General features: G+C 67.3%; 13 protein-coding genes. 6 read left to right on the top strand and 7 right to left on the bottom strand.

Annotation, left to right across the window (positions count from 1 at the left end; genetic code table 11):
* Positions 1 to 305: 305 nt before the first annotated feature.
* The 4 genes from ACOADB_RS12560 to ACOADB_RS12575 form a co-directional block, all read right to left on the bottom strand.
* Complete coding sequence (locus ACOADB_RS12560; RefSeq protein WP_378598864.1) at positions 306 to 1,187, bottom strand: hypothetical protein; 882 nt, start codon at positions 1,185 to 1,187, stop codon at positions 306 to 308.
* Between the two features lie 60 nt (positions 1,188 to 1,247).
* Positions 1,248 to 1,991 (bottom strand): hypothetical protein, encoded by a 744-nt coding sequence (locus ACOADB_RS12565; protein ID WP_378598867.1) that lies wholly within the window; start codon positions 1,989 to 1,991, stop codon positions 1,248 to 1,250.
* Positions 1,992 to 2,688: 697 nt separating this feature from the next.
* The gene (locus ACOADB_RS12570; RefSeq protein WP_378598870.1) at positions 2,689 to 3,081 is read right to left on the bottom strand and encodes a helix-turn-helix transcriptional regulator; all 393 of its coding nucleotides are present in this window, start codon (positions 3,079 to 3,081) and stop codon (positions 2,689 to 2,691) included.
* 116 nt (positions 3,082 to 3,197) lie between these two features.
* On the bottom strand, positions 3,198 to 3,338 hold the full coding sequence (locus ACOADB_RS12575) for a hypothetical protein (protein ID WP_378598873.1): 141 nt from the start codon (positions 3,336 to 3,338) through the stop codon (positions 3,198 to 3,200).
* A 381-nt stretch (positions 3,339 to 3,719) separates the two neighbouring features.
* Between ACOADB_RS12575 and ACOADB_RS12580 the strand changes: the two genes are divergently transcribed.
* The gene (locus tag ACOADB_RS12580) at positions 3,720 to 4,931 is read left to right on the top strand and encodes an ATP-binding protein (protein WP_378598876.1); all 1,212 of its coding nucleotides are present in this window, start codon (positions 3,720 to 3,722) and stop codon (positions 4,929 to 4,931) included.
* Between the two features lie 389 nt (positions 4,932 to 5,320).
* Here the strand turns inward: ACOADB_RS12580 and ACOADB_RS12585 are convergent, their stop codons facing one another.
* The gene (locus tag ACOADB_RS12585; RefSeq protein WP_378598878.1) at positions 5,321 to 6,022 is read right to left on the bottom strand and encodes a hypothetical protein; all 702 of its coding nucleotides are present in this window, start codon (positions 6,020 to 6,022) and stop codon (positions 5,321 to 5,323) included.
* 392 nt (positions 6,023 to 6,414) lie between these two features.
* A complete protein-coding gene (locus ACOADB_RS12590; RefSeq protein WP_378598881.1) occupies positions 6,415 to 7,407 on the bottom strand; it encodes a formylglycine-generating enzyme family protein in 993 nt (330 codons plus the stop codon).
* Between the two features lie 75 nt (positions 7,408 to 7,482).
* Between ACOADB_RS12590 and ACOADB_RS12595 the strand changes: the two genes are divergently transcribed.
* From ACOADB_RS12595 to ACOADB_RS12605, 3 genes are all read left to right on the top strand, one after another.
* Positions 7,483 to 8,193: an SDR family NAD(P)-dependent oxidoreductase gene (locus ACOADB_RS12595; protein ID WP_378598884.1), complete on the top strand. Its 711-nt coding sequence runs from the start codon at positions 7,483 to 7,485 to the stop codon at positions 8,191 to 8,193.
* 38 nt (positions 8,194 to 8,231) lie between these two features.
* The gene (locus ACOADB_RS12600; protein ID WP_378598886.1) at positions 8,232 to 9,110 is read left to right on the top strand and encodes an LLM class flavin-dependent oxidoreductase; all 879 of its coding nucleotides are present in this window, start codon (positions 8,232 to 8,234) and stop codon (positions 9,108 to 9,110) included.
* A gap of 88 nt (positions 9,111 to 9,198) precedes the next feature.
* Positions 9,199 to 10,119 (top strand): hypothetical protein, encoded by a 921-nt coding sequence (locus tag ACOADB_RS12605; protein WP_378598889.1) that lies wholly within the window; start codon positions 9,199 to 9,201, stop codon positions 10,117 to 10,119.
* Positions 10,120 to 10,145: 26 nt separating this feature from the next.
* Here ACOADB_RS12605 and ACOADB_RS12610 read toward each other — a convergent pair whose 3' ends face one another.
* On the bottom strand, positions 10,146 to 10,874 hold the full coding sequence (locus tag ACOADB_RS12610) for a PaaX family transcriptional regulator C-terminal domain-containing protein (protein ID WP_378598892.1): 729 nt from the start codon (positions 10,872 to 10,874) through the stop codon (positions 10,146 to 10,148).
* A 101-nt stretch (positions 10,875 to 10,975) separates the two neighbouring features.
* Here ACOADB_RS12610 and ACOADB_RS12615 point away from each other — a divergent pair, with 101 nt between their 5' ends.
* Positions 10,976 to 11,821: an SDR family oxidoreductase gene (locus ACOADB_RS12615; RefSeq protein WP_378598895.1), complete on the top strand. Its 846-nt coding sequence runs from the start codon at positions 10,976 to 10,978 to the stop codon at positions 11,819 to 11,821.
* Positions 11,818 to 12,195: a hotdog fold thioesterase gene (locus tag ACOADB_RS12620; protein WP_378598898.1), complete on the top strand. Its 378-nt coding sequence runs from the start codon at positions 11,818 to 11,820 to the stop codon at positions 12,193 to 12,195. Before ACOADB_RS12615 ends, ACOADB_RS12620 begins: the two co-directional genes overlap by 4 nt.
* Positions 12,196 to 12,306: the final 111 nt, after the last annotated feature.

Here is a 12,306-nt window from a genome sequence, read left to right on the forward strand (position 1 = left end):
GGGCGGAGTGCCGTCGAGTTGAGTGAACTGTTCGCCACGCGCGGGGGCTCAGGGCGCCACTACCAGCCAAGGTAGGGACCGGAGCTGGAAGCGGTCGAGGCTCTTCCGCAGATCCACGACCGTTGCTCCAAGGCCAGCGCGTCGCACTACACTGCCTGGACGGCGGCGAACCGTCCGAGCGCTCATGATCTGATCCATTTGCCGCAGTACGCAGACTACCGTCGGACAGAACGACCAGTGTGTTACGCACTCCGAAGTGCCCTGCGCATGGCTCGGTCACACGCGCTCGGGTGCGAGGAGAGGGGTCACGCCTCCGTTGCGGCGGTGGGTACATCTACGCTGGTCGTGTCAGCCTGAACTGCTGTCTGCCTGGCTTTGAACGCATCAAAACGCGCCTGCCGAGCGTCCCTTTCCACGCGTACGCGATCGTCGCGTTCACCTCGGGTTTCGACGATGGCCTCCACCGTGCCCTTGGTGAGGGGAGATCCCTTGATGTGCTTCTCGATTCCTTGCACAGCCTTTGCGATGTGGTGCATGTTGTAGCGCTCGGTGAACAGCAGCCCGTTAGGGATGCTGAGGTCGAGAGCAGTGGTCTCAGTCCAGCTGTGCCCGCGGCTGTCGTGGTAGCTGATCGTTATCTCATGCACCTCTGGGAGGTCCTTGCGCTCGTACCTTTCGGTTGGGGAGTCGAACCACGAACGGAGTTCATACTTCGGCGGCATCATGGCGATCGGTCGCGTGAAGAGGCGGGCCTGAGCGAGCTCTTCGCCGTCGACCTCTTGGGATCGTTCAAGCGGTGGATTGACGCTGATGACGACGTCGTAGGCCGGGCCAGCGCCGATGTTCTGAAGAACCAAGTCCATGGAGTGGATGGTGTCGTGACCGATCTCCACGCCAAGGAGGACATAGGGTCGGGCCTGATCCAGCGCGGTTTGCGCGGCTTGCTCAGCGGCGGCCCTTGCGGCCTCGCGGCCGTCGCTCAGTTGGAACCAGGCCACGATGACTGCCACCACAGCGGCGAGTGTCGCGAGGGCTTCGATCCAGCCGGGCAGGTCGCTAACTTGGCCACCGGTGGCCGCGAGTATCAGGCACGCTGCCGAGACCACGAGCAGGATCGCCGCGCCAGAGAGAAGGCCGACTCGGACGGCGTTGATTCGGTGGGGCATGGCGTCGTGGTCATTGGTCATAGATCGTCTATTCCTCGGGGCTACAGCGGCGTCATACTCGTTGCGGGATTGCGGAAGTGGTCAGGATCCGCCGAGTTGCTTGAACGCCTCCATCGCGGCGATCTCGCCGACTCCACCGCCGGTTCCGCCGACGAAGCCGGCAACCAGATGGGTGGCGACGCTCCTCCACCTTCGCGATCGGGGCTCGTCCTGCTGGGCGTTTGCTCGTTCAGCTTGAGCAGCCATTGCGCCGCCGAGCTCGAATGCGACCTGTCGGACGGTCTCGGCGCCGTACTTGTCGAGGTTCTCCACGATCATCTGCGCACGGCGAATGAGTTCTGCCAGGTAGCCCCGTATGAGGTCGGGAAGGTCAACGGTGTCGTGGTCGATCAGGTCGCGTGCCTCGGCCAAGACATCTGTGAGGCGCCGGCGATCGTCTTCGGTGACGACCAGGGCGCCGCCGGTCTTTATGACGAGGCCGAGTGCGTCGAGCAGTTTCAGGCTGCTGTCGGAACACACGTCACGAGGGGAGTCCTTCCGATTGTTGTTCGAACTCCAGGGGAGGGTCGCGAAGTGGACGCCGGCGTACCATTCGGGTAGTGCAGCCATGAAAGGCGAGGTGTCAGTCCCAACAAGCTCCATACCTTGGAGGATGCGGTCGACAGTGGCTACCAGTTCCGCGGACTCGTGGTGGCGTCGCCAGGCGTCGAGTCGGTTCTGCCCACGAGCGAAACCGCGGACACTTTCCGGCGTTTGACCACCCGGTGTGGAGAAGCTGCGGAGCGCCGCGGCGAGCCGCGTGGCTGCGTTGTCGGTGGTGGTCATCGCGATGAGTGCCTCGTAGGTCGTGGTCGGGCTGGACAGCAGGGCGCTGTGGCGGTGACCCTACGCGCGGGCCCCGACACATTGTCGGAGGCGCAGTGAAGTACCGCGGCGTCTATCACCGGGGCGCACACGTCGACCCGCTGGCTTGCGTGGTCATTCTGAAGACGCTCGAGTCGCCGGAGGTTGCTGGTCACCCGGCGGCGCGCCTGAGAGGGCTTTCTAAGAGCCCGGACCCCGAGAATCTCCAAGCTGTGGAGCAGGTGGCCGCTGCGTTAGACGAGATGAAGCAGGCTCGCCGCGACCTCGCACGGAGCCGGGCTGAGCTCGATGGTTTCGATGCCGATACTGCGAAACCAGTGGCTCACGACATTCGGGCAGCCTCGGAGGTGCCTCCTTGCAAGCACCTCTCGGTGGTGCAGGTGACCGATAGGCTCGACGTCTCGGAGCAGTACGTGCGGCGGCTGTGCCGTGACACTGTCCTGTCGGCCCTCAAGGAAGCGAAGACCTGGTTGATCGCTCAAGGCACGGAACGAGCAGGCCGTGGAACGTGCGGCGATCGCGTTCGCCAGCACCCTCGCGACGTGCGCGCAGATGACGCCCAGGGAGCCGGCCGAAGCTGCCTGGACGCCGACGTCGCCGTACACCGTCGCGCAGCTCGAGGACCTGATCCGTGAAGACCGCGGAATGGGGTGCCGAATCAGGTGACCGGTAATCGCGGTGCGGCGTACAATTGTGGCGTGGGGCTCGCCTCCGTACCACGGGGGGACAGGGCCCCACGCTCACGCCCGAGGTAACTGTTGCTCGATCCAGGTCTCGACGTCGGAGCCCGGTAGACGACCTGGCGCCCGATGCGGGTGGACTTCGGACCGGTCTTGGCCTGACGCCAACGCCGCAAGGTGCTGACCGCGACGGCGGTCCGCTCGGCGACCTGCTCGATCCGCATGAGGTCACCGCCGGCTACGGCGTACGAGCGAGCCGGCAGGGCAGCGTTGGCCGCGCTGAGGCGAGCGAGTCGAGCATCGATCAGAGCCAGATCGGCCGCGATCCGGGCGAGGCTCATCCGGATCGCTTCAACGTCCGTCAGGCGCATCGCGCCAACGTCCGAGGCGTCGGCTTGAGCCGGGGTCAGCAGTTGCGTCGATTGTGTGGTCACGACACGACCTTCAACCGCCGCAGCCAGGCCAGGCAAGCAAGTGCCCCGACTGGTCAGAAATCGATCGGGTCAGCATCGTCGCCGACGCAGTCGGTCCAGCCGCTGATCTCAGCGAACTGGGAGCGGGCTTCGTCCTCGCTCATGCCGAGCTCGACACACATCGCGACGCGGTCTTTCAGCGTCATCTCGCTCATGTCGCCCTCCTGATCGAGGCCTCGGGTGCCGGCGAGGACCGTCCCCCGGGCAATGCGGGGCACGGTCCCGCCGACTCGACTAGCGTACGGTGCGGGCCGGAGGCTGCTGCTTCGTTCATGGCCGGGCAACGGTACGACGCCGCGCTACACCCGTTCGATCGGCGCGCGCCCGAGGTTCTCCTTGCTGCCGGTGGTTACCTTGAGACGGCGGAACGGAAGGCAGCCATCCTGGCCCAGGTGCTGGGATAGTCCGGAGGCGATGAACACTGACGTTTCCACATTGTTCTAACATCAAGTCATGCTAATGTTAGAACGATGCCACTTCATGTGGTGTTCAGTCCCTTTGATATCGAGAGCCCCGAGCACCGCCAGGAGTACGCCGTGACCGAGTTCGACCCATTCCAGATGCGCGTCGCCATCGGCGTGAACTTTTCTCCGTCCACGCCGGTGACGACTCGAGACGTGTTCGCTGGTCGTCGCGACCAACTGAATCGAGTCATGGACGTTGTCGCCCAGAGCGGCCGCCATGCAGTGATCTATGGCGATCGAGGTGTGGGCAAGACTTCGCTCGCCCGCGTGGTCAGCGATGTCTTCAGCGGTTCCGGTGACGTGTCCTCGATGTACCACGCGGCGTACTTCACCTGCAGCAGTCAAGACACGTTTTCGTCGATCTGGCGCAGTCTGTTCGACGAGATTCACCTCAACGAGGCGGCGGGCGGGGTCGGCTTTGTCCCACAGCCAACAATCACAGGCTTCCCTGCCAGTCGGCTTCTCACTGAAGAGGCACCTTCGCCCGACAGTGTGCGGCGCCTTCTCGCGCAGCTCGCTGCGCAGATCAGGTTGGTCCTGTTCATCGATGAGTTCGACCGGCCACTGGACCCTATGACCCGACCGCTCATGGCTGACATGATCAAGATCCTGGCGGACCAGGCCATCCCGGTGACGCTGGTTCTGATCGGGGTCGGAGAGACCGTTGATGACCTGATCACAGGGCACGAGTCGGTGCACCGGTCGCTCACGCAGATCCAGATGCCGACAATGGGTAATGACGAGTTGGGAGAGATCGTCGACCGCGGAATGCTTGCATGCGGCATGACGGTTGAGCCGGGCTTCACGGCCCAAGTGACGGCGATGTCGTTGGGCCTTCCGCACTACACCCACCTCCTGGCGTCCAAGGGTGCCTTGGCTGCAGTGATGGACGGCCGGGTCAATGTGACCGCTCAGGACTTCGAGGCTGCCGTCGAGGGAGCGCTCGAGGACGCTGTTCACTCGACACGGCAGAAGTACCACAACGCCACCACGAGTAACCGCGCCACTCTCTACGAGGAGGTCCTGCTGGCTTGCGCCAGGGCCAAGCGCGATGCATTGGGCACGTTCGGGGCGGTTGATGTTCGCGAGCAGCTTCGTGAGATCACCGGTCGGGACTACGAGATCCCGGCATTCGCGCACCACATGAACGACTTCTCGTCCCTGACGCCGCCGCGAGGGGGAATCTTGCTCAAGCGCGGAACCACTCGTCGGTTCCGGTACAAGTTCGCCGACCCGTTGATGCCGCCGTTCGTGCTGATGATGGGCGCTCAGAAGCACCTGTAGCCCGCGCAACTACGGGTTCCGCTTTGACTGGCGTCGACGTCCAATCGATCACCAGGTGGGGGTGGTGGCCGAAGATCAGCAGGTGGGCGTCGTCGAGGTCGCATCAGTCGTCCATGAGCCCATCGTGGCTGACCTGGGCTGGTGGCGTCGGCGGTCATTCACAGGGCCTGTGACAACGAACGAGTGCCCCCGCCTGCTGAAGCAGACGGGGGCGTCGTACGCGCACGATGTGGGGTCAGCACGTAGAGGGAGTATCGATCCCAGTGAGCCGTGGTGTCTCAGGATCTGCGTCATCGGAACCGAGGTGTGATGGCCAGGTGACGCCGAGCTTGTCCGACATCGTTGATCTGGATCTCGGATTTCGTCGGTGATGCGGGTGGACCTGATTTTCAGGACCCTGTGCCGGTCTTCATGCCGGAGCCGTCAACATCGCGACGTGCCTTCTCGTGTTCAGCTGCACGCCGTTCTGAAATGCGGTCCAGCCATGGCCGCAACACCCAGCGCAAGACCCGCACGACCCGTTGCCCAACCGGCCCGATCACCACCTCGGCAGGCGGCTCCGGCACAGTCTTGCGGTCCAGCCATTCAGTAACCGACAGCATCGCCGACAGGGACAGGCCACCGATGAGGAGAACGATGCTCACGATCGCGAGGAAGCTGATGACTCGCCAGGTCGAACCCACTGCACCCGACATGTCGCGGTATCCCGCGGACATCAAAAGCACGAACAAGGACAGGGCCATGATGACTACTGAGTAGCCGACGCTTCGCTGGCGCTGGGACAACTGTCGACCGATAACCACGCGATCGTGGAGTGTCTGGGCTTGATGTGCGAGTGCCCTCTCCAGGCTGGATTTCGCTTCGCCGGCAGGCAGCAGAGCGTGAAGTTCGGCATCACGCTTCAGGTTGGCTCGCAAGCGATTCGGTCCCACCAATCGGACGATTGCGGCCAACGCCGTCAGCGAGGTAGCCGTGACGCCAGCCCATGTCGCGATGTTGCCGACTTCTTCCACCCTAACCTCCTCGCTCGGTTCGATGACCGTAGTCGCCACCTCCGACATGTGCAGGTCCAAGCCGAGAATGCCGACCACCTCTTGGTCATCGCCGGACGCGGGCCAATGTGGGTGCAGGTGTGGGCACAGACAGCACGACACGGACCAGCACCAACCGTCACGACGTGCCGCGTCGTGCGTCGTTGCCAAGACCACGCGAGCCTAGGCGGCACTGGAGACAACCAGTTGTTACGACGGGCAGATTCCTGGGGGTCAGGGGGTCGCAGGTTCAAATCCTGTCAGCCCGACGTTAAAACTGCCTCTGACCTGCGGAAACGCAGATCAGGGGCAGTTCGCGATTCCGATCCGGAGCGTGAGCTCACGATCGACACACCGTTCGCCGTCATGACGCGATCGGTGAGCGTGAGGGGTCCGACCGATACCGCGAACGGTGTGTCGGTCGTGTGAGTGCTGCCGCCTGAGGCCGTGAGTCAGGTCCCGTCGTTGGCGCACCGGAAGCCGATGTTCCCCGACGACGACTCGGCCGTGTTGGACGAGCGGGCGGCGACGCGATAGCGGTTGCAGTAGCTGTCGTGGCAGAGGTACGAGCCGCCCCGCATCACGCGACGCACCTGGGCGTCGGGGGTGTGGGGCGGCTCTGCCGCGACGGGGTCGACGACGGGTTCGTCGCCGGCCCGGTCGGCGTACTCGGTCGGACGGAAGGTGTCCTCGCACCACTCCCACACGTTCCCCACCATGTTGTGCAGGCCGTGGCCGTTCGGCTGGAAGGCCGTCGCCGGGGCGGTCGTGAGGAAGCCGTCGTCGAGCGTGTTGTGCCGCGGGAACTCGCCCTGCCAGATGTTGCAGCGCCACCGGCCGCCGTGGGTGAGCTCGTCGCCCCACGGGTAGCGCGCGCGGTCCAGGCCGCCACGGGCGGCGTACTCCCACTCGGCCTCGGTGGGCAGGCGCTTGCCCGCCCACTGGCAGTACGCCTGCGCGTCGCGCCAGGACACGTGGACGACCGGGTGGTTCTGCAGGTCGCCGATGCTCGATCGCGGTCCGCCCGGATGGCGCCAGTCCGCGCCGCGCACCGCCAGCCACCACGGCACCCCGGAGGCGCCCTGGAGGATGTCGGCCGGGGCAGCGTCGACCGCGAGGTGGAAGACCGCGGACACACCGTCGCGCTCGGCATCGGTGACGTACCCCGTCGCCTTCGCGAAGGAGGCGAACTGTGCGTTCGTCACCGCCTTCGTGTCGATGAAGTACGTCGACAGCCGAACCTGGTGCACGGGGAGCTCGCCGTCCGCGGCGTAGCCGTCCCCGTGACTGTCGCCCATCCAGAAGGTGCCGGCGGGGATCCTCGCCTGTCCTCGTGTGGTCCGGATCCCGAGGGCAACCACCTGGGTCGGCACCGCGCCGCGGTCGGTCGCGGTCGACGGGGCGCAGCAGGAGGCGGGTTGGCCGGCGTCGGCGCTCGTACTCACCCGCTCAAACTACAGTGAACAACTCATATTTGAGCAGCAGGCGACAAGAACTAGAACACGTTCTAGGGTGTGGCCATGCGCTTTCCTGATCGTCGAGTCATCGTGACCGGTGCCGCTGGCGGCCTCGGTCGTGTTGTTGCCGAGTTGTTCCGGGCCGAGGGCGCACGTGTCGTGGCCACCGACGTCGCCGCGGCCGAGGGAGTGGTCGGGTGCGACCTCACCGACGATGCCGCACGGGACGCGTTCGTCGACAGCGCGCTGGCCGAGCTCGGCGGACTCGACGTCCTGTGCAACGTCGCCGGCATCCAGCAGTTCGCGGAGCTCGGGAAGCTGACGCCGGCGGGCCTGCGCAAGCACTTCGACGTCAACGCCCTCGCGCCGCTCCTGCTCACCCAGGCCTTCGCCGAGGCGCTGGTCGAGAGCAAGGGCAACGTGGTGTCGGTGGCGTCGATCTCGGCGGTGATGGGCCAGCCGTACAACGCGCAGTACTGCGCGTCGAAGGCCGCGCTCCTGCTGGGCATGCGCGCTCTCGCCGTCGAGCTCGGCACGCGCGGGGTCCGGGTCAACTGCGTGTCACCGGGCGGCATCGAGACCCCGATGATCCAGGCCGCGGCCGCGGGCCTGCCCGCCGAGGTCAACTGGGACCTGATCGCGAAGAGCCAGTCGGTCATCCCCGGGTTCATGCCGCCCGAGGACGTCGCCGAGGCGCTGCTCTACCTCGCTTCGGACGTCGCCCGCTCGGTGACCGGCGCCAACCTCGTGGTGGACCGCGGCGTCGTCTGGTGACTGCGGTGACCGCTTCGGTGAACGGGATGGGCGTTGGCATGACGTTGCCCGTGATGGAGCCCGACATCGGGCCCGACTGCCTGCAGGAGTGGGCCGGGCTGATCGACGCCGGGCCGTTCAGCTCGCTGTGCTTCGGGGAGCGGATCGCCTTCGACAACCCCGACGCGCTCACCCTGCTCGGAGCGGTGGCGGCGTGGACGCGCCGGGTACGCATCACGACCACGGTCGTCGTACCCCAGCTGCATGACCCGGTCATGCTGGCCAAGGCGCTGGCCACCGGGGACCGCCTGTCGCACGGCAGGCTCTCGGTCGGTCTCGGCGTCGGCGGCCGCGACGAGGACTACGCCGCGGTCGGCGCGGACCTGGCGGACCGGACGATGGCGGACATGGCTGGGCGGGCGTCCGTCCTCCGGCGGGTCTGGGGCGGGGAGAACCTCACCGGCGCCACCCGCCCGGTCGGCCCTGTCCCGCACCGTGTCGGCGGCCCCGAATTGCTGGTCGGCACCCACGGTCCCAGGACCCTGCGTCATGCGGCCGGTTGGGCCGACGGTCTCGCCGGGATGGCCCTGGACGGCACCGACGTCGCTGGTACGGCGGCGCTGTTCGATGTCGCGCGGGACGCCTGGGCCGCCGCGGGTCGACCGGCACCCCGCCTCACGACCTCCTTCTGGTTCGCCCTCGCCGAGACGTCGGAGGATCCGCGTGGCCAGATCCATCGGCACCTGCGGCACTACATGAACTGGCTGCCGCCGGCGTTGGTGGACGCACTGGCGCCGACAGCGGGATTCGCAGGCACGCTGGCGGAGCTGCGGGAGCTGCTGGCCCGTTTCGCTGCGATCGGTGCCGACGAGGTGAACCTGATCCCGACGGGCGATGACCCGCGCCAGGTCGAGCTGGTCGCGGGCATCGTGGCCTGAAGTCCACCGCAGCCCGGGAGATCGACATCACTGGTGCGTGCCGTCACACCACGGCCAGCGGGCGCTCGTCCGCCTGTACAACGGGACCATGACTTCCACTGTGCACGCTGCTGACCCGGACCTGCTCGACGGGCAGGCCGGGTCCGGCGACGCCGCTGACCCTGGAGCGGACGCAGCCGCCGAGGCTCGCGAGATCGGGCGCATCCTGGCGGACGGCAAGCTCGCGTACGTCGCCATCGGCACGGCCCGTGGCCCGCTGGTGACGCCGGTGCTCTACGGCGCCGCGGGCGGAGCGATCTGGGTCCTCACCAACCATCACGCCCTCAAGGCCAGGGTGTGGCGCAAGCGCCCCCGAGCCGGCTGGACCGTCCGGAGCGGGAACACCGCGGTCGCCTTCACCGGCGAGGCCACGATGCTCTCGGTGCGGGACGTGAAGGCGGTGCTCGCTCGGCCGCTCGGCCTGGTCGCCGTACCGCCGGCCGTCCTGTCCTGGGCGTGTCGCAACCCGAGGCAGGTCGGAGGCTTCGTCCGGGACGCGATCGTGCACCCCACTCGCGGCATGCCGCAGGACTTCGTGCTCGTCCGGCTGCAGCCCGACAGTGCGACGATCGTGCGTGACCTCGACGATGCGACTGCCGTCCAGGACGCCGACCCGCGGTTTGCCGCGGTCGCCCCCGACGGCCTGGCCGAGCTGACGACGCAGCGCACGGGCATCCTGGGGCTCACGACGCCCGACGGCCCCGTCGCGATCCCCGCTGGCTGGGACCACGAACAATCGGTCATCCGCCTCTCGGCGGCCGCTGCGCACCTGGTCGCGGGTGCCGGGGCGGAGGGATGCATGACCTTCGACGAACCCGTGCACCTTCGCCCGACGGAACAGCGCGGCATCGTGCTGCGAGGACAGGTGAACCCCGTTGCTGGCGACGACTCGGGTTCCCTTGCGTTCGCTGCCGATCGCGTGACGTACTGGGACGGCTTCACCGTCGAGACGGTCGACATCCCGGGCTGACGCCCCGGGCTGACACCTGAGAGAGATCAGGCGTCGGTGACCAGGCTCTGGCGCATCTCGACGACCCACTTCTTGTAGGCGACGTGCGAGGCGCGCAGCTCGTCCCCGGGCCAGTCGCTCGGCAACAGCGGTGCCGGCAGGACGGGGTCGGTCAACAAGTGCCGGCCGGCGGTGGCGCACGCGGTGAACCGGAGGACGGGGTCCGTCGTGTTGGTCGCATCGAGGAGGTCGCGCGCGGTCGCGCTCCAGTCCTCGAGGTCCCACAGGCGCGAGGCCAGTGCTGCGGGGTCGGCCACGGTCGAGCCCACGAACCTGTCGCAGACGCTGGTGACCCCGTCGGTCCAGTCGAGCTCCAGGTTGGTCGGACGCGTCCACACGCCCTCGCGGAGCTCGCCGAGGCGCAGGTCGGTGAGGCGAGTGCGCAGGTCCGCACGATCGGTCGCGGTACGGCCGACAGTGGTGATCGCGACGAGGTGCCAGGTGCCGTCCCAGTCCTGCCGGCGGGGGTGGGTGGCCCGCTCCTGTCGTCGCTGGCGCTCGGCCAGTCGCTCGGAGAGCCGGTAGCGACCGTCGTCATCGCGGTTGACGTCGCCTGCAGCGGTCATCCGTGACAGCGCCACGCGCACGGTCGGCTCGGCGAATCCGACCACGGACGCGGCCGCGATCAGCTCGCGGGTCGTCAGGGCGGGCACCTCCGCGCCGAGCAGCAGCGTGAGCAGGGCCGAGCGGGTGGAGACGGGCTTGAGGGCAGGCATCGTGAGTCGACCTTACAAGTGTGCGACGGCTGACGGGAATCCGTTGTGACCTACGTCTAACACTCTTGGCTCGGATGTCACTGGTGTGTAACGGTGGGGCCATGAGCGAGAACAGCACCGGTCAGCGGCTTGCCGGACGAACCCTGATGATGTCCGGTGGAAGCCGTGGCATCGGCCTGGCCATCGGCCTGGCAGCCGCACGTGAGGGCGCCAACGTCGTGCTGCTGGCCAAGACCGACGTCCCGGACCCGCGCCTGCCCGGCACCGTGCACACCGCGGCCGCCGAGATCGAGGAAGCCGGGGGACAGGCGCTCGCGGTCGTGGGGGACGTCCGTGACGAGGCGTCGGTGGAAGCCGCTGTTGCCGCCGCCGTCGAGCGGTTCGGCGGGATCGATATCTGCCTGAACAACGCCTCGGCCATCGCGCTGGACAGCACCGAGACCCTGCCCGTCAAGCGCTTCGACCTGATGACGCAGATCCAGCTGCGCGGCACCTACCTGCTCACCCGGGCCTGCCTGCCGCACCTGCGCGCCGGCACCAACCCGCACATCCTGTCGCTCTCGCCGCCCCTGAACATGAACCCTGCCTGGCTCGGCAAGCACCCGGCCTACATGCTCGCCAAGTACGGCATGTCCTTGCTGACCCTCGGCTGGGCCGCGGAGTACGCCGACGACGGGATCGCCGCCAACTGCCTGTGGCCCGAGACACTGATCGCCACGGCCGCCGTACAGAACCTGCTCGGGGGCGACGCCGCGATCGAGAAGGCGCGCTCGCCGCAGATCGTCGCGGACGCGGCCATCGAGGTGCTCACTCACCCGTCGCGGGAGTACACCGGGCAGACCCTGCTCGACGTCGACGTCCTGCGCGCAGCGGGCGTCTCCGACTTCGCTGCGTACGGCGGCACGGGCGACCTCGAGTACGACATCTTCGTGGATGCGCCCCGATGAGCGCGCCACGGATCGATGCCTACGCGGCCTTCCTCGGGGTCGACGTGATCGGCCACGGCGGTGGCCGTGCCGAGGCCACGGTCGTCGTGTCGGAGGACTACCTCAACCCGCACGGTACGGCGCACGGGTCGTTCCTGTTCTCGCTGGCCGGCATCGCACTGGCGGCTGCGGCGAACGACGACGAACACTCGGGTGTCGTCAGCGCGGTCCAGATCGACTACCTGCGACCGGCCCGACCGGGCGACACCCTGGTCGCCCGTGCCGAACTGGCCGAGCGACTGACCAAGGAGGACCTGTTCGTCATCCGGGTCACCCACGGTGAGGAACTGGTCGCCCGGGCAACCGGTCGCGCGAACCGGCGCCCGCGCGCCTGATCGTCAGTCCAGCCCCCAGTCCAGCCCTCAGTCGAGCCGTCAGTCGAGCCGTCAGTCGAGGGAGACCCGCATCCGGAAACGGTGCTGGTCGCCGTCCTGGGTCACCGTGAG

The organism is Nocardioides sp. CPCC 206348 (assembly GCF_048654705.1).
Lineage (GTDB): Bacteria > Actinomycetota > Actinomycetes > Propionibacteriales > Nocardioidaceae > Nocardioides.